Origin of the sequence: Paenibacillus apii (assembly GCF_011043685.1) — a bacterium.
GTDB classification, from domain to species: Bacteria; Bacillota; Bacilli; order Paenibacillales; family Paenibacillaceae; genus Paenibacillus_AQ; species Paenibacillus_AQ sabinae.
Genome location: NZ_JAAKGU010000001.1, coordinates 1,065,298 through 1,083,147 on the forward strand (window position 1 = coordinate 1,065,298; position 17,850 = coordinate 1,083,147).

10 protein-coding genes are annotated in these 17,850 nt (G+C 58.3%); 1 reads left to right on the forward strand and 9 read right to left on the reverse strand.

Features of this window, described 5'->3' with window-relative positions; all coding sequences use genetic code 11:
* Positions 1–17 precede the first annotated feature (17 nt).
* The 3 genes from G5B47_RS05355 to G5B47_RS05365 form a co-directional block, all read right to left on the reverse strand.
* The gene (locus tag G5B47_RS05355) at positions 18–4,238 is read right to left on the reverse strand and encodes a UvrD-helicase domain-containing protein (protein WP_165095525.1); all 4,221 of its coding nucleotides are present in this window, start codon (positions 4,236–4,238) and stop codon (positions 18–20) included.
* Positions 4,239–4,240: 2 nt separating this feature from the next.
* Positions 4,241–7,744 (reverse strand): helicase-exonuclease AddAB subunit AddB, encoded by a 3,504-nt coding sequence (addB, locus tag G5B47_RS05360; protein WP_165095084.1) that lies wholly within the window; start codon positions 7,742–7,744, stop codon positions 4,241–4,243.
* Between the two features lie 302 nt (positions 7,745–8,046).
* Positions 8,047–9,471 carry a class I SAM-dependent rRNA methyltransferase gene (locus G5B47_RS05365; RefSeq protein WP_165095087.1) on the reverse strand — a complete coding sequence of 475 codons (1,425 nt, stop codon included), beginning with the start codon at positions 9,469–9,471 and terminating at the stop codon, positions 8,047–8,049.
* A gap of 169 nt (positions 9,472–9,640) precedes the next feature.
* Here G5B47_RS05365 and G5B47_RS05370 point away from each other — a divergent pair, with 169 nt between their 5' ends.
* Complete coding sequence (locus G5B47_RS05370; RefSeq protein ID WP_165095090.1) at positions 9,641–10,627, forward strand: Na/Pi cotransporter family protein; 987 nt, start codon at positions 9,641–9,643, stop codon at positions 10,625–10,627.
* Positions 10,628–10,644: 17 nt separating this feature from the next.
* Here the strand turns inward: G5B47_RS05370 and G5B47_RS05375 are convergent, their stop codons facing one another.
* The 6 genes from G5B47_RS05375 to G5B47_RS05400 form a co-directional block, all read right to left on the reverse strand.
* Complete coding sequence (locus G5B47_RS05375; RefSeq protein ID WP_165095092.1) at positions 10,645–12,864, reverse strand: hypothetical protein; 2,220 nt, start codon at positions 12,862–12,864, stop codon at positions 10,645–10,647.
* Positions 12,865–13,028: 164 nt separating this feature from the next.
* Positions 13,029–14,366 (reverse strand): tRNA (N(6)-L-threonylcarbamoyladenosine(37)-C(2))-methylthiotransferase MtaB, encoded by a 1,338-nt coding sequence (gene mtaB, locus G5B47_RS05380; protein ID WP_165095095.1) that lies wholly within the window; start codon positions 14,364–14,366, stop codon positions 13,029–13,031.
* A 3-nt stretch (positions 14,367–14,369) separates the two neighbouring features.
* The gene (locus tag G5B47_RS05385) at positions 14,370–15,134 is read right to left on the reverse strand and encodes an RsmE family RNA methyltransferase (protein WP_165095098.1); all 765 of its coding nucleotides are present in this window, start codon (positions 15,132–15,134) and stop codon (positions 14,370–14,372) included.
* A gap of 158 nt (positions 15,135–15,292) precedes the next feature.
* Positions 15,293–15,973, reverse strand: coding sequence for a site-2 protease family protein (locus tag G5B47_RS05390; RefSeq protein ID WP_165095101.1), 681 nt, complete (start codon positions 15,971–15,973; stop codon positions 15,293–15,295).
* 2 nt (positions 15,974–15,975) lie between these two features.
* Positions 15,976–17,082: a 50S ribosomal protein L11 methyltransferase gene (gene prmA, locus G5B47_RS05395; protein ID WP_165095104.1), complete on the reverse strand. Its 1,107-nt coding sequence runs from the start codon at positions 17,080–17,082 to the stop codon at positions 15,976–15,978.
* A 152-nt stretch (positions 17,083–17,234) separates the two neighbouring features.
* The gene (locus tag G5B47_RS05400) at positions 17,235–17,810 is read right to left on the reverse strand and encodes a DNA-3-methyladenine glycosylase I (RefSeq protein ID WP_165095107.1); all 576 of its coding nucleotides are present in this window, start codon (positions 17,808–17,810) and stop codon (positions 17,235–17,237) included.
* Positions 17,811–17,850 lie beyond the last annotated feature (40 nt).

Here is a 17,850-nt window from a genome sequence, read left to right on the forward strand (position 1 = left end):
TCCTATGTCCGAGCGCCCTATACCCGAACCGCATGTCCTCCGTCAAAGAAATACAGCCAGGCCTCGGCGATCTCTTCGCCCAGTATATCGCCCAGCGCCTGCGAATACAGACCGAGCTGATAGTGGTATTTCTCCTTCAGGGCTTCCAGTCCGCCTCGATGCTCCAGAACGGCGTCGCTCTTGTAATCCAGCAGGATCAGCCGCCCTTCCTCGCGGAACAGGCAGTCGATAACCCCCTGGATCAGTACGGAAGGAGAGGCTGCACCGCTCTCGCCTTGCAGCTTGGAGACTGCCCTGTCCAATGCCTCGAGGCCCCGGTAGGCTTCTGAAGCGGGCAGCATATAGCTGAAAGGCATCTCCCTTCTCTTCCAAGAGGAAGCGAGCAGCCTGTGTCCGAGCGGATGGCGGTAAAAAGCCGCCGCTTTCTCCGGCTCAACCACAGCCGCTTGTTCCTCCGTCAAAATATAAAGCTGGACCAGTCTTTCCAGCGTCTCCTTCACTTCGGCAAGGCCAACCTCGCCCTCCAGCGGTATATGCTGCATGACGGTATGGTAAACCGTCCCGCGTTCCGACGGGGTTACGCCGCGCTGTTCCATAAACCTCGGACGCCGTAAATGAAGACTGTCGCCGGAGCCCCGCTCCCGGGAACCGTCAAGCCCCTCTTCCAACAGATCGAATGAGGGCTGGTCCTGCAAAGACAACAGGGATTTCAATTCTGTAACAGAGGTCTTGGCCGGAAGGCCCGCCGCCGCCCCGTAAGGATAACTCCACGACAGCCGCTCCGCTGCTCCGTACTTTTCTCCGGCATAAACCGTCACCGGAACGGCCCGGCTCAGTTCGTGCAGCGCTCTTTTTCTCGCTTCCTCTCCGTCTTCACTGCTATCCTTGACTGTTGACACAGCCGCTTCCAGTTCAGAGGATGGCAGAACGCTGACGCTCCAGTTCGACAGATCGCCGCGCAGGGAAAGCGGAGGCGCTCCTTCCTTCCCGGCGATTTTACGCAAAATTGCCGCGCCGGGGTGCCGGATCAACGCCGGCCCCACCCAATCCAGATAGCTGCGCCCCCGGGCGAGCAGATGATCGGGGAGGAGCTGTTCTTCTCCGGCGCCCGAAGACATCCAGCTTGCCGCTTTGCCCGCCAGATCGCGGACGGTTCCGACGAGAATCATTTTGTCACGCGGGCGGGTAAGTCCAACGTATAGCACGCGCATTTCCTCCGCCAGCAGCTCGAGGCGCGAACGGCGGCCGATAGCGAGATAAGGCAGCGTCGGATAGCTGACCCGGGTCTCCCGTTCCAGAAAGCGAGGGCCGAAGCCAAGCTCCTTGTGCATCAGAAACGGCGCGTACAGATCCTGCCGGTTAAAGCCCTTGGACATCCCGGCAAGAAAAACAACCGGAAATTCCAGGCCCTTGCTCTTATGGATCGTCATGATCCGGACACCTTCGCCCTGCTCTCCGCTTCCGCCGGCCGCGCCCAGATCGCCGCCGTTCTCCCGGAGGCGGGATATGAACACAAGGAAACGGAACAAGCCCCGAGCCGAGGTGTCTTTCTCAAATTGGACCGCCCGGTCGTACAGCGCCTTAAGGTTGCTCTGACGCTGGGCGCCCCCGGGAAGCCCGCCGACCCACTCCAGATATCCGCTCTCTCCGTAAATTCGCCAGATGAGGCCGCTCACGCCGCTCCGCCGCGCCTCGTCGCGCCAGCCTTCAAGCTGATCCAGAAACCGGATCAGCTTGCCATGGAGTCTGCCGGAGATCGCCGTCCCGGCGGCTTCCGTGTCACCGGACGCAGATGCTTCGGCTTTAACGGTCTCGCTGGCTGCTGCCGTCTCCGCTGCGTTCCCGGCCCGCCCGCGAACTTCGTATGCTCCGTCCGCTTCGTTATCCCTTATTTCCCCGAAGCCGTCTATATCCACATCCGCTTTCATGGCGGTATGAGCCGTTTCAACCATCAGGCTGCCCGTACCGCCGGCCGTTACTTCTGCCGACACAGCGGAATAACCCGCTTCCTGCGCGGTGCTTCCCGAGCCACCATCCGTTTGTCCTCCCGAGACCGCCGCGATTACCGCGTCATAGAACGAGCCTTCCGCGCACAGCCGCACCTTCGCCAACTCTTCTTCGGTCAGGCCGACAACGGGGGAGCGAAGCGTTCCGGCAAGCGGAATATCCTGCCTGGGGTTGTCGACGACTTTCAGCAGGGAGAGGATAACCTCCACCTCAGTCGCCTGGAAATAGCCCCTGTTCTGATTACCATAAGCCGGAATACCTTCCAGCCTCAGCTCTTCCATCATCAGCGGCGCCCACACGCTTGCGGAACGCAGCAAAATCACAATGTCGCCGTAAACGACCGGTCTCATCGCTCCAAGTCCCTTGTCATAAATCTGCAGCGGCTCGCCGCCGTCCGTCCCAGTCATCCGGGCAATCCGCCGGGCGATGGCCCGGGCTTCGAGCTGAGCGGTTTCGCTCTCGATCAATTCGCTTTCCGCACTATCGGCTTCCCCGTCTTCGGCCCTTTCCTCGGGCAGTCCTTTGGAGCTTCCCCGGTCGATCAGCAGCAGCTCCGGGGCAAAATACGTATCCGGCCCATTATCCGCCGCTCCGGGAAAGTTAGCGCCGTATACAAGCTCCGCCCGCTCGTCGTAGGCGATTTCGGCCACCGTTTCATTCATAATCTGGCGGAACAGCATATTGACGGCGTTCACAACTTCCATCCGGCTGCGGAAATTTCGCGCCAGATCGATAACGACTCCTTTTTCTTCACCGATTTCAGCACCGCTCGCCGTTTCGAAGCCGGATTCGTCCGTTCTCTGACCTTCCCGGCCATGCGCCTCTTTGCTTCCGCCTTGTCCATAGCTGCGGTACTTGTCCAGGAACAACCCCGGCTCCGCCAGCCGAAAGCGGTAGATGCTCTGCTTCATGTCGCCGACCATGAACCGGTTGCCCGGGTCTTCTCTTGAGATCAGCCGTACAATTTCTTCTTGTACGCTGTTCGTATCCTGATATTCGTCAAGCAGCACCTCGTCGAACTGGGCCCGGTACTCCAATGCGGCATCCGAAGGCATGGAATGGCCCATCGCGGAATCGGGATGGCGCAAAATAGCGAGACAGTAATGCTCCAAGTCGCTGAAATCGACCAGCCCTTTGCCGGCTTTCTCCGCGCGGTAGCGCTCGCCGAACAGGATCACCGTCTCCGCAAGCTCCTTCATTAGCGGTGCCGCTTCATGCAGCTCCCGGAGGAACGCGTCCGCCGGACGGCCGAACAGCGAGTCCTGCAGCTCGCCGATGATCTTCTTGACTTCATCTCTTAGTCCCTTGACAGTCTCCTGAAGAGCGGGATCGGTCGCGTCTTTCTTGCAGGGCTTCAGCTTGCCGAAAGAAGCGCCGCTGAACAAGGCGTACAGCTCGTTCCAGGGCCTCTCTTCCACCGCCTGGCGCAGCCCTTCCACCATCTCCAAATCCGCCGTGAGGTTATCCGCATATGGAGCCGGTCCGCCCGGCTGCAGGGCGATTTGCCGTCCCCGTTCCAGTTGGCTGGCTGCAGCCGCCAGCGCCAGCCCAGCCTCATCAAGGATGCTCCGCACCCAGGGAGTGCGCGACAAGGCTTCGGTATCCGGCATAGAGAAGCACTCAGCCGTCTCTCTCAGCCACTTCTCCGGCCACGGATGGCTTCGCGAAAAATCATAGAGCCGCTGAACGAGCGCATGCACGGCGTCATCGGAGCGCTCACCGCTGAACCAGTCCACCAGCTGCACGAACACGCCGTCTTCACCGGCCTCCTCATATTTTTCCTCGAACAGCTCCTCCAGAATTTCCTGGCGCATCATTTCCGCTTCGTGCTCGTTCAGTATGCGGAATCCGGGGTCAAGCGGAATCAATTGATAGTAGCGCCGGATGACCTCAAGGCAGAAGGAGTGCAGCGTCGTAATCGAGGCTCTGCCGAGCAGCGCGAGCTGGCGCCGTAAATGGCCGTTGTCCGGATCGTGCTCAAGCCTGCTCTCCAGCGCCTCGCGGATGCGCTGGCGCATTTCGGAGGCCGCCGCCTTGGTAAAAGTCGCCACCAGCAGCCGGTCCACGCTGAATCCGCTGCTTTCGTCGCCGATTCTGCGGATAATCCGCTCGACGAGCACAGCGGTCTTGCCGGAGCCCGCCGCCGCCGCCACAAGAATGTCGTCCCCGCTCTCCGCGATGGCCCGCCACTGATCGTCGCTCCATATGCTTCCTTCCGGTTTTGCCGGCATGATCACGGTCTGTTTCCTCCTTCGTCTTGGCGGGACAGCATCTCCCAGATGGCCTCTTTGCCCGGCTTGCCCAAGTGTTTGAATCCGTTGCCCTCCACGGCCTCGTCGAACTGGCACACTGCCCTGTAAGAACAGAACGTGCATGCGGTCTCCTGCTGAATCCGGTAAGGCGTGATTGCCACATCCCCTTCGGTAATGCGGGTTCCAATCTCCGTAATCGTCCCTCTCACCGAAGACAGAAGGCGCCCCCACTGCTCGGGTGTGGCGACGGAGGCGCTGCTGTAGAAGCTGCCGTCACTCTTAATCGCAACCGGCACGATGCTCGAATGCCCCTTGTCCAGACTCGTATCCATGAGCGAGACGACCTCGCGGTCCGCCATAAGGAGACCCTTCATCTTGAACCGCTTAAGCAGCTCCTGCTGAGCCTGCTCCCGGTTCATGCCATTCGCCGAAGAAAGCAGCGGATCATGAACATGGAAATACAGCGTTCCCGCCGCGAACGCGGGTGCTCCCAGCCACTCTTCGGCATAGGCCAGCAGCACATCGAGATAGGTCAGCATCTGCAGCGACAGCCCGTAGTACACTTCATGCAGCTTAAGATCCTTGCGGCTTGACTTATAATCAATAACCCGCAGCAGTATTCCGTTCTCGCCCTCTGCGGTGTCGACCCGGTCGATCCTTCCGACGACTTCCATCAGGCACCCGTTCGGGAGCTCGATGCGCAGTGGCGGCAGCGGCTTGCCGGGTCCGAAATCCAGCTCCAGAAAAGCGATGTCGAAGCTGCCCCGCCGGGCGTGCTCCCCAAGAATTACGGAGGCCCGCCCGACAATATTCTTAAGCTTGCGGGAAATATAGCCGTAGCGCTTCGAGCTAAGCAGAATCTCTCCCTGAAGCATCGGAGACAGCATGTCCACCGTCTTTCCGGCTTCCATCCGGCATTCGTCCGGCGTCATGGCCCCCCAGCTTCGTCCCTCGTCCCGCAGCTTGGCCGCCATGGTGCTCAGCGCAGCGTGAAACAGCTGTCCGATATCCGGAGCCTGAAGCTTATAAAGCTGGCGCTCCTTGAGGCGCAAGCCGTAGGAGGCGAAATGGGAGAACGGGCAGGAGACGAATTTCTCCATGCGCGAGACGCTTCCGCGCAATGTGGAGCCGCCATATAGCCGCAGACTCGTTTCACGCCTGAGCGGAGCTCCGAAATTACGGTAAAACAGCGAACCGGTCAACATCTGCAGGTGAGGGCGCCACTCCGCGTTATCCGCAAACCAGTTGTAGACCTCCCACCAGACCGCCGGGATATTCTGTCCCTGCTTCCACTGGCGCAGCTGTACGATGAGCATGCGCAGACTCTGCTCCGGATTGCCGATGAAATCGCGGTGCTCCTCAGGCGGTGCCGACACCGGAAGGCTGTGCAGAGGGTGCTCGGCGACCTCCGGGTACATCCGGCGCAGGTGGCGGATAACCTCCGAAGGCAGCAGAGACTTGCCTTCGTCATCCGTACAGGCATAGCTGATCCACAGCTTGCGGGAAGCCGATGTCAGCGCGTTATAGATCAGGAAGCGCTCGTCCAGCATTTTGCGGGAAGCGCCCGGAGCAAGCTCCATGCCCGCTCCTTCCAGGAAGGAGCGCTCCGTCTCGGACAGAACACCGTCCTCCTGAATAAGCGCCGGTACGACCCCCTCGTTGAAGCCAAGCAAGAAGGCGTATTTGACTCCCGTTGTCCGGGTCCGGTCCATCGTCCCGACAAGCACCTGATCCAGCGATGGAGGAACAAGGCCCATCCGCAGCTCGGCAAGCCCCGTCTCCAGAATCCCGGCGAACATGTCAAAGCTTAAAGCTTCATCGCCCATCATCTCGACGATCTGATCCAGCAGATCAAGGATAGCGCCCCACAGCTGCCGGTGCTCCCGGGCGTCCTGCGTTCTTCCTTCTTCCAATGCGGCGGCGCTCATATATTCCAGCTCCCGGGGAGCGGAGGTATCTTCCAGCAGCTCAAATACCGCCCTGCATAAATCCCCGGCGCTGCGGCTTCTCTTGATTCTTCGTTCAAAAGCTTTCAGCGGACCGGTGACCGCCTCCCTGCAGGCTTCCATCAGACGCACCAGTCTGTTGTCCGTCTTTCCTCCGCCTTCCAGCGACAGGCTCGGGATCGCCTTCCATTTATAATTCTTGTCCGTCCAGCGGTAGCCTTGAATGCCGCAGGCCAGAACGTAGTTTTCTAGAGTGTCCATATCGTCCCTAGTCAGGCTGCCGTCCGCAGGAAGCAGGAAACCCGTCTTGATGCACCGGAACACGTCCTCATACCGCCAGCGCCGGCGGACAATGTCCAGCGCCGAACGGATAAACTCCACCAGCGGATGATGCAGCTCGCCTTCTTTGCGGTCAAGGAAGAACGGGACGCCATAGTCGCGGAAAAGCGCAGGAACAAGGTAATCATAATCCTCCAGCTTGCGGACGAACACAGCCATTTCACCGTACTTCGCTCCTTGCTCCCGGGCAAGCATCATCATCTCGCGCAGTGCGCCTTCAATCTCCGCCCGCTTGTTCACAGCCGCCCGGATCGTAATCTCCTCTTCCGCGGGCTCCGGTCCCCGGTACGCCAGCCTGCGGTCAAAGCCCCGCTCCAGATGCGCCAGAGCGGGGGCCTCCGCAAAACGCGGCAGCACCGAAGGAGACAGCATTTCATCCCAGACTTCTGCGCCCAGCTCTTCCGCCATCCCTCTCAGCTTGATGTAAGCCGAGGCCGATGGATGGAACAGATCCAGCTCATGGGGCCGGTTAACGCCAAAAAATGGCCGGTCAAGCGTCAGCGCGACCGTGATATCGGCGGCATGAAGCATCAACTGGCGCAGCACCGTAAATTCGCGGGCCGTAAACCCCCGGAAGCCGTCTACGAAAATAGTAGAGCCCTTTACGAAAGAGGAGGAGGGAATCAACTCCGCAAGCTCGGCCAGCCGGTCTTCTTCGTCCATATACAGCCGGGACATCTCCTTCTCCAGATCGCCGAAAACGAGCTTCAGATCCGCAAGCTTCCCCGCAAGGATCGGACTACCGCCCGCGGATTCCGTCAGCCGGGAAATCTGCTCTTCAAGATCCGGCGCGCCAAGACAGCACCGCTTCAGCTCGGCATGCAGCCGGCTGAGCCGGTCCACGAATCCCGGACGATCCGACGAGGCGCCGAACAGCTTCAGCTCCTCCTTGCGCCGACTCAAAATCTTGTAAAGAAGCATCTTCTTGCCTTCATCGCCGATCGGTACGCCGCCCCTGCCGCCGGTTTCCTGCTTCACCCGGTAGGAAAGGCGCGGAAAGCTCAGCGTCTGCGCGCGCAGGCTTCCCCGGATGTCACAGGCGCTCAGCAGCCCTTGCTCAGCACTAAAGGAGCCCTGCTCCGGAACGAGCTGAATAATCGGAGGGCCGAGCGGGTCCTCGCGCAGAGCGGAACAGATCGCATTCCATATTTTCGTCGTCTTGCCGCTGCCCGAGCGGCCGATCAGAAACGTTACCGACATGCTTTATTAACTCCTTCCGCGAATAAACAATAAGTGCAAGCGTTCTGTGCAGACAGCTCCGCCGCATCCAGCGGCCGAGGCTGACATTCGTCCTATCATTATATCATATGAAAGCGAATCGGAACATACGTTTGCCATTCTACCAATTACTTAGCACAAAAACCGGATGCATAAAAAAAGAAACGGACGCCGTCCATTAAAGACTCGCCCGTTTCCCGCAACAATGATGATATACGCTCAACCGCTTTGGCTCATAAAACGCTGAATACAGCGGTATGTCCACTCCCCCTGGCGGACGCCGCTTACTTGGAGGTGACCTCAAAAATGGCAAACTTCAGGTAATGCCCCTCGTCCACGCCCAAAATTTGCGGATGATCCTTGCCCGCGGCGCGCCACTCGATCAGCCGCAGCACCTTGCCCGCATCCTCGGCGGCTTCGGCAATCGTCTCCAGAAACAGCTCGGGACGCATGTGATAGGAACAGCTCGCGGTAACCAGATAGCCGCCTTCATTCACGAGCTTCATGCCGTGCAGGTTGATGTCCTTATAGCCGCGGCAAGCCCCTTTGACCGCGCTCTTCGTCTTGGCAAAAGCGGGCGGATCGAGAATGACGACATCCCAGGTGCGTCCTCCACCGGCCGTCATCGGCCTCGAGGTATCCGTCTTGGCGGCGGCTTTTCCCCCTTTTGCTGCTGCCTTAGACTTCTCCGGCGAAGCGGACGAGGTATTCGCGGCGGCGCGTTCCGCCCGTTCCTCCAGCCCTTTTACCTGGCTGCGCAAATATTGGAAAGCGTCGTCCACGACGAATTCCACCCGGTCGCTGAAGCCGTTCAGCTCGACGTTGGCTTTAGCACTTTCAATCGCATGCGCGGAAACGTCGAGGCAGGTGACCTTTTTGGCCCCGTATTTGCAGGCGTTCAGCGTAAAGCTGCCCGTATGCGAGAAGCATTCGAGCACGGTGGCGCCATCCCAGTAAGGAAAAGTGACTTCTTTGCCGCTCTTGTTGACGGGAACCTTCCGGGTCAAGCCGTCTTCGCCCGAAACCTCCTGAAGCGTAATCCCGCTGCGCACTCCCCAGCCGGTCATCAGCGGAGCGATGGACGCGCGGTTCTCCCGCTGGTCGAAGAAATACCCTGTCTTCTGGCCCTGCTCGATGTCAACAATCAGCTTTAGTCCGTTCTCGGTCACTGTAACATGGCGGGGACATTCTCCATACAGAACCCCCGTCTTCTGCTCCAGGCCCTCAAGCTCGCGGACAGAGACATCGCTTCGTTCAAAGATCCCCTTCGGATTCAGCACTTGTACGAGCGCATCAACAATTTCGGTGCGGCGCTTGTCCATTCCGAGCGTCAGCAGCTGCACGACGAGCACGTCTCCAAAGCGGTCAACAATCAGACCCGGCAAAAAATCGGCCTCGCCGTAAACCAGCCTATAGGCGTTCTCCCCGCCGAGAAACCGTTCGCGGTGATTCAGACAGCGGGCAAATCTTTCCGCGAAAAATGCTGTATCCATCGCCTCCAGCGGCTTGTGCGACACGACTCGGATTCGAATCTGCGAAGCCGGATTGTAATATCCGGTCGCCAAATATTTTCGTTGATGGCTGAAGACGTCTACCAGACCTCCCTCTTCGGGATTCCCCTCCACCGTCTCCACTTCATTGCCGTAAATCCACGGATGTCCCGCTTCCAGCCTTTTTTTGCGGCTGCGCTGTAAAATAACCGATGCCAATAGCTTCAACTCCCGATGTTTGTTAATTATGAGGCTCCGTCCCTGTCATGTCCCGGTTGCCTTATTCATATATTGGTGTACAACCCTTCCAGGAAGCAAGAAGCGAGATAAGGGCTGTCCCAAGAGTAAGTTTACGATCTTATTTTTGAAAAAAAGGAGAACCGCTGCCATGATCCGCGAAGTGCTGTTCCCTGTATTATACGGCATTGTCATCTTTCTTGCCGGGATGAAGCTGATGGAGACCGCGCTTTCCAGACTGGCCGGCCCGCTGCTGACCGGCGTCCTGAACAAGGCGACGGCCACACCCCTTATGGGTATGGCCTCCAGCACCCTGCTGACCGCCCTTCTGCAAAGCAGCACCGCCGTAACGGTGCTGTCGATCGGCATGGTCAACGCCGGGCTGCTGACCTACGCCCGGACGCTTGGGATTATTCTCGGCAGCAATATCGGCACCTGCCTGACGACGGAACTCATCGGCCTGCAGATCGGCCGGTTCGCGGCGCCGCTGCTGGCGGCCTCGCTGTCACTTTGGGCGGCGGCGGTCACGCTTGGCGAGCTTCCGCCCTATAGGTCACGCCTTGCGGAGACCGGGCGCAGAATCTCCCTGCCGCTTCAGTTCGCCAGCCTGGCGATCGCAGGCTTCGCGCTCGTACTGTGGGGCATCTCAGTCATGCAGTCCATCGGCCCCGCGCTGCAGAAGAGCGGCCTCTTCGCCTGGTTCCTGAACCGGGCGGCGGAGAACGCCCTTTGGGGCTTTGCCGCCGGGGCCTGCCTGACAGCGCTCCTGCACAGCAGCAGCGCCGTCATCGGCATGGCCATGGGCGTCGCCGCTTCCGGGGCGCTGCCTCCGGAGCTTGGCATCGCCATTGTGCTGGGCGCCAATGTCGGAACCTGCGCTACCGCGGTTATCGCCTCCATTGGCAGCAGCCCCTCAGGCGTCTTCGTCGCCTGGTCGCATGTCGCGCTCAATGCAGGCGGCGCGGCTCTGTTCCTGCCCTTGACCGGTCTGCTCCGTGAGGCTGCCGCCTGGATCGGCGGGGGGCCCGCCGCGCAAATCGCCCACGCGCAGACCCTGTTTAACGTCGCCTGCTCGCTGCTGGCGCTTCCTCTCTGTTATCTGCCCGTATGGTCAAGACTGGAAAGGCGGCTGCAATAAAGCAGGCCGCCTTTCTTCTATTTTACAGTCACCGTTACCGAGACCGTTCTTCCGCCAAATTTCCCTTTTAACACAGCGGTTCCTTTGGCTTTGGCTGTGATTACGCCGCTCGGTGAAATCGCCGCGACGGACGGACGGGAGCTTGTCCATACGACCCCGCCTGTTACGTCCGCCGTTCTACCGGTATCGTATTCGGCTGTAATATCGACTGAAGCCGTATTTCCCGGAGACAGATTAAAGCGGGGCTCGCTTACTTTCAGCTTGGTCAACTTCGGGACGACGGATACTTTAACCGTAACCGGGATTCCCTGGTAAGAGCCGGACAGAGTTGCCGTTCCTTCGGCAAGAGCCTTGACCACAGCCCCCCTGACGGAAACCACGGCCGAATCGGATGTTGACCATTTCATACCCGCAGACAGGTTCACAGCCTTGCCTGCAGCCGTGTAACCCGTGGCCTTAATGGATTTGGAGTTCTTGATGTTCATTTCCAAAACGGAGGGTTCCACCGTAATTTTCACGATTTTTTGCTCGATTCGGACCGGTATGGAAATGCTCTTGTTGGAATAAGTGCCTTTCAGCGTCGCGGAGCCTTTGACAAGCCCCTTGATGACTTTACCGGAATCGGTCTGCTTGATCACGGCATTAGCGCCCGAAAGCGTCCACTCCATCTCCTCCGTGACCGGCTTTTCGTCTCCATTCTCCATGACGGCATTCACTTCGGGCAGCGGCGTTTCTTCGCCGGACACCAGACCGAGCCCGTCTTCAGGGCCGATCAGAACGAGCACCTTATTCTTGACAGTAAGCAGCACGTCCACGCTTTTGCCGCGAATATCCGATGGGGAAGACAACGCTTCGGCTGCTTTGAATCTCCCCGTAAGATGAACCGTTCCGGCGGCAGCCGCCGAGATTTTGCCGTCCTTAATTGTGGCGATCGCTTCATTCGCGGAGGTCCATTCGATGTCCTGGCTGATATCCAAAGCGGTTCCGTCCAGCCGGGTTCCGCTGACTTTCGGCAGTCCGGCGGTATCGCCGGTATAAAGCTCAAGCTCCGTGCTGTCCGCCTTCAAGTCGCTCAGCGTCGGATAAACGGTCAGCTTGAAGCTTTTGGAGCCGCCCTTATAAGCCGCCTTCACTGCCGTCGTTCCGGCTGCTTTGGCGGTAATGATAGTCTCAGTGCCCGTGTCCATTGACGCTACAAGCTTATTGTCCAGCGTGAAATCCGCATCGCCGGTCACATTGACCGTCGAGTTTGCCGCATTACGCACCTCCGCCTTCAGCTTCAACGACTCGCCGATAAACAGTGTCTGATCACCTGACGGGCTTAGCAGCAGCGCTTCATAAGGAGCCCGTACATAGACGTCGACCGACTGTGAAACGCCGAGATACTCCGCCTTAATCGTCGCTTTTCCGATCCCCACAGCTGTAATGGAGCCATTCGCAACCGTCACGGCGGACGGATTGGAGGAAGTCCACTTGGCCTCAGAGGTTACATTCTTCCCGGCGCTTGAATCCGAAGCCTTCGTAAAGGCGCTTAAGGAAAGCGGGTCATCTCCGACCAGCATTTCCAAATCATCCGCGTCAGCCCCGCCGTTTCGAAGCTCCAGTCCGGAATACGGCAGCGACACGACCGCTTTGAAGGAAGCGGTAAGCCCGCTGAATTTCGCCGTTACGGTCGCCGATCCCTCGCCGACAAGCGTGAGCAGCCCATCCGACACGGTCAATACACTGGCGTTGGAACTGCTCCACACAGCTTCTTCCGTCACATCGGTAACAGAGGCTTCCGAAGCGCCGCCCGCAGCTGTCGCCGTGACCCGCAGCAGGCTCTCACTGTCGCCCAGCTTGTAGCTGCCGGAGGCATGCTCCAGCTTCAGGTTTTTGTAGGGATAGGATACGTTAACTTCTATGGTTGCCACTGAATTATTGTACGTAGCTTTAATAATGGCGCTGCCGCTGCTCTTGGGGGTCAGCAAGCCGCCTGCGGCGGTTGCGACGCCGGTATCGGACGATGTCCAGACGGCGGCGGCCGTAACGTCTCTCTTGGAGGTGCTTCCTTCAACCGAAGCCAGAACTTTCAGCTGTTTTGGCGTCTGGCCAATGGTCAGCCCGATGCTGGAAGCGCCGTCGATTTCGATGGCATACACATCGCCGGCCGCGGCATGTGCGCCCGCAGGGAACAGGATTGATACGAGCAGGGCGACAAGCAAAGCCCAATGAGTCATTTTCTTGTTCGATAACATGGTAGGTCTCCTTTGGTTATGAATAGTTGTGCAAGCTTCTCCAAACCCTTCCAAATATATCGACAACCCTGTCCGAAATCATTACCTTAATGGAAAAAAATTCATACAAAAGCAAGGGTTCCATCCTAAGAAGAATGAAACCCTTGCCGCCGCATTTTCTCCGGCTAAACGGAGCGCAGCGCTTCTCCGGTCACCAAGGCCAGTTCGCCTCTGCACTCGTTGACGCCGGCTTCTGTCAGCTTGACGCGGCACAGCCGTCCCTGCAGCTCATCTCCGCCTTCGAAGAGCACCTGCAGATAGTTGTCGCTGAAGCCGTGCTGGATATCCCGGCCGGGCGCGCCTTTTGCTGATCTCTCCGCAATCACCTCAACCGTCTGTCCAACAAACCGGCGGGCATAGGCTATCTGCATTTCCTCGGACAAGTCGATCAGCTGCTGCACGCGGTCGTTCTTGATGTCCTCGTCGACCTGATCCTCCATGCGGGCCGCTGGCGTGCCTGTGCGCTTCGAATAAGGGAAAACATGCATTTCCGAATAATTGACGGCCTTCATGAAGTCGTAGCCCGCACGGAACATCTCGTCCGTCTCTCCCGGGAAGCCGACAATGACATCGGTGGTGATGGCAACATCCGGCATCGCCTGGCGGATCAGCTGCATTTTGGCAAAATACTCTTCAGTCGTATACTTCCGGCGCATCCGTTTCAGCACTTCATTATGTCCAGCTTGTAGCGGAATATGGAGATGACGGCACATCTTGGACGAGCGGTTCAGGACATCCAGAAGCTTCTCGTCGATCTGGCTCGCTTCGATCGAGCTGATGCGTACGCGCTCCAGTCCTTCCACCTTATCCAGCTCCCAGAGCAGGTCGGCAAGCCGGTAATTGTCCAGATCGTCGCCGTAGCCGCCGGTATGAATGCCGGTCAGCACAAACTCCTTATACCCGGCCTCAACGAGCTGATGCGCCTGTCTGACAATACTCTTCGGATCGCGGCTGCGGGACAGCCCCCGGGACCACGGAATGATGCAGAAGGTGCAGAAGTTGTTGCAGCCGTCCTGAATTTTGAGAAAAGCCCTTGTCCGGTCGGCAAAGCCCGGCACGTCCAGCTCCTCGAATTCCCGCGTCTTCATGATGTTGCGGACGGCGTTGACGGGCTGCCGCGATTCGCGGATGCCGTTCACATGGCGGATGATCTGATCGCGGTCCTGGTTGCCGATGACCAGATCGACGCCGGGAATGTCCAGAATCTCGCCCGGAGAGGTCTGTGCGTAGCAGCCGGTAACGGCCACAATCGCCTCCGGATTGCGCCGGACGGCGCGGCGGATCATCTGCCGGCTTTTTTTGTCGCCAGTATTGGTGACAGTACATGTATTAATGACATAGACATCGGCCTGTCCCTCGAAATCCACCTGCTCGTAGCCTTCCTGCTTGAACAGCGTCCAGATGGCTTCGGTATCGTAAAAGTTGACTTTGCAGCCTAATGTATAAAAAGCAACGGATGGCATTTTTCAAGCTTCCCCCATTTCTCCGGTTTCATATAAAATGCAGGCGGCGGCCACCATGCCGGCCGTCTCGCAGCGCAGAATGCGCTTGCCGAGGCCGACGGACACCGCGCCCGCCGCTTCAGCCTCTCTGCACTCGCTCTCGCTGAAGCCTCCCTCGGGCCCGACGATGACGAGGACCGAGGCTTCCGCCGCGTCTCCGAGCCGCGCCGCCCACGGCGCAACCGCGGAGCGCAGCTGAAGCCCTTCTTCCTTCTCGTAGCAGAAGTACACCGCATCGTAGCTGCCCGCCGATTTCAGCAGCTGCTTCCAGACAAGCGGCGCGGCCACTTCCGGAACGATATTCCGGTGCGCCTGCTCCGCGGCTTCCTTGGCAATCTTGCGCCAGCGGTCCAGCCGCTTGCTCTCCTTGCGCTCGTCGTACTGAACGATGGTCCGCTCCGAGAGGAAAGGCTGGAACGCGGCCGCGCCGATCTCGGTGCATTTTTGAATGACGATTTCCATCTTGTCGCCCTTGGGCAGACTTTGGGCCACCGTAATTTTGACGCGGGCCTCCTGCGTCATCGGCAAATTCTCTATAATGGAGACGGTAACGACGCCTTCGTTAATCGCCGAAATTTCAGCCAAAGCCTCGCGGGACACGCCGTCGCTTACAATCAGCTTGTCCCCGGGCTTGCCGCGCATTACCCGGGCGATATGACGGGCATCTTCACCGCCGATGGATACATGGTCTTCCCCGAACTGCCCGGGATTTACGAAATATCGCTGCATGTTTATCAACATCCTGTTCTGTATTAAAAGCATTCCCATTCCTTGTTTTCAGGCGAAAACGGCGGCGTCCCTCGCCTGCCGGGCCCTGCCGCCGTTTCCATTCAAACAAACTCCATCATACAACGTTTGCTTCCTGATGAACAGTCCTACAGATTTATTTAAGTAAAAAGCTGATAGAAAAAATTAAGAGTATCCGACCGCATAATATACGCCCACATGCTCAAAGGCGCGATCGTGTACGCCTGAAGCGCGGGAATGAACACAATCAGCAGAAACAAAAACATTGCCCACTGCTCGATCCGCTGCAGTCTTCCCCGAAGGGGACGCGGCGCGAGATCTTCGATAATCCGGTAGCCGTCAAGCGGCGGCAGCGGAATCAGATTAAATAAAAACAGGAAAAAGTTCCAGAAAGTAAATACGCTGAAAAACAGCTGTCCCGCCTCTTGGGCTTTCCCTGTCGGGATCGCATCGAAGACGCCGGTCGCAATAAGCAGCGCGTAGATCAGACAGCCGAGGATCGCCATCAGCAGATTGCTGACCGGTCCGGCCGCGGACACGATGATGCCCATTACGCGCGGACGGCTGAAATTGTCCCGGTTGACCGGCACGGGCCGCGCCCAACCGAAGCCTGCGATCAGCAGAAGAACAATACCGAAGAAATCAAAATGCACCGCCGGATTCAGCGTCATACGGCCCAGCAATCGGGCCGTCGGGTCGCCGAACCGGTTGGCGAAATAAGCATGGCTGAACTCATGCACCGTAAAGGCGATCAGAATTGAAACCAGAAAAAACGGCAGCTGATCCAGCGGCATACGAATAATGCTTTGCAAAAAGTCCATCTTTACCTCTTTCCGGCTGTGAACGCCACCCAGTCTTCTTCTCTCGTCACCTCACGGATTTCAAAGCCGGAGGCCAGCAGAGCCTTCCTTACCAGCGCTTCTTTATCCTTGTAAATGCCGGAAGTGATATAAATTCCGCCGGGCTGCAGCGCCCGGTATACATCGTCCGTGAACAGCACGAGAATCTCCGCCAAAATATTCGCCACCACAATCCGGACCGGCAGCGTCACGCCGAGTCCGCCCTGCGCAGAATCCGAACCGGCTGCCGGGCTGCCAGGCACCGATGCGTCTGCTCCGGCGGCTTCGTCCGCCGCACCGCTTTCGGCCGGCCGCTGCGACGGTCTTGCCGAGGGCCACATCGCTCCCGCAGGCGTATCCGCCGCTCCTTCGCCGCCGAGCAGGGACAGAAGATCGCTCTCTTTTACCGTAATGACGTCCGAGAGACCGTTCAAGCTCACGTTCTCCATGGCGCTGTGTACGGCCACGGGGTCAAGATCCAGTGCAAGAACGGACCGCGCGCCCAGCAGCATCGCGCCGACGGCCAGAATGCCCGAGCCCGTGCCTACGTCGATCACTTCTTCTCCGCCTTTGATCGCTTTCTCCAGCGCCCGCAGACACAGGGCGGTCGTCGGGTGGGTGCCAGTACCGAAGGCCATGCCGGGGTCGAGCATGATGATTTTCTCGTCCGGGCTTTCGGGAGTGTACTCTTCCCACACCGGCTTGATTGTCAGCCGTTCACTTACCTTAAGCGGCTTGAAATACTGCTTCCAGGCATGAGCCCAGTCCTCTTCGTCCACCGTCTTCCAGCTGATCTCCGCCTTTCCGGGATCAATCCCGAATTCCCGCAGCTCCTCAATGCGGGGCGCGAGCTCCGCGCAAATGCCATCCATCGGGGATTCTTCAGAGAAATAGCCCTTTATCACCGCTTCCCCTTCGGGAATATCGTTCAGCGGCTCGTCGTAGAGCTCGCCGTAGCGCGTGTCGCGGTCCTTGTTCAGCGTACCGGATTCTTCAATGGAAACGCCCCCGGCTCCCGCATCATGCAGCATCGCGGAAATCATCTCCTGCGCTTCTTCAGTTGTATGTATCGTCAATTCATGCCATTGCATTGTCTCGTCCGTTCCTCCTACAAGTTTTGTTTCCCATTTTCCAAACGGAAGTCGTAGCCATTATTATACCTTACCGCCGTGCCTAGCGCCAAACCGGAACGCTCACCGCGCTATATCAAGCGGCCGAACAGGCCGGGATGACAAAGCCCGCGCTAACTGTTAAGAGCCCCTTTTTTACGGCAGATGCAGTCCTTTACATGGTCATCCACCATTCCCGACGCCTGCATAAATGCATAGCAGATCGTGGAGCCGACGAATTTCATGCCTTTCTTTTTCAGCGCTATGCTCATGGCATCCGACTCCGGCGTCAAAGCGGGAACGTCCTTCAGGCTCTCCCGCTCGTTCACAGCCGGCGCGCCGCCGACAAAGCTCCACAAATAACGGCCAAAGCTTCCCTCATCCCGGGAAATTTCGCTGTAGACACGCGCATTATTGATAATGGATTTGATTTTGAGGCGGTTGCGAATGATCCCGGCATTGTTCATCAGCTCTTCGATTTTTGCGTCGTCATACCGGACAATCTTTAAGGGATCGAAGCTGTCGAAGGCTGCGCGGTAATTCTCTCTTTTTTTCAAAATCGTATACCAGCTCAGGCCCGCCTGCATCCCTTCCAGCATCAGCAGCTCGAACAGCTTCAGGTCATCGTATTCCGGTTTCCCCCATTCTTCGTCATGGTAGGCAATATAAAGAGGATCGCTGTTGACCCAGCCGCATCGGGTTATATTCATGGATGACTTCCTTTCGTGACTCATTCTCTGCTTTCTCGTA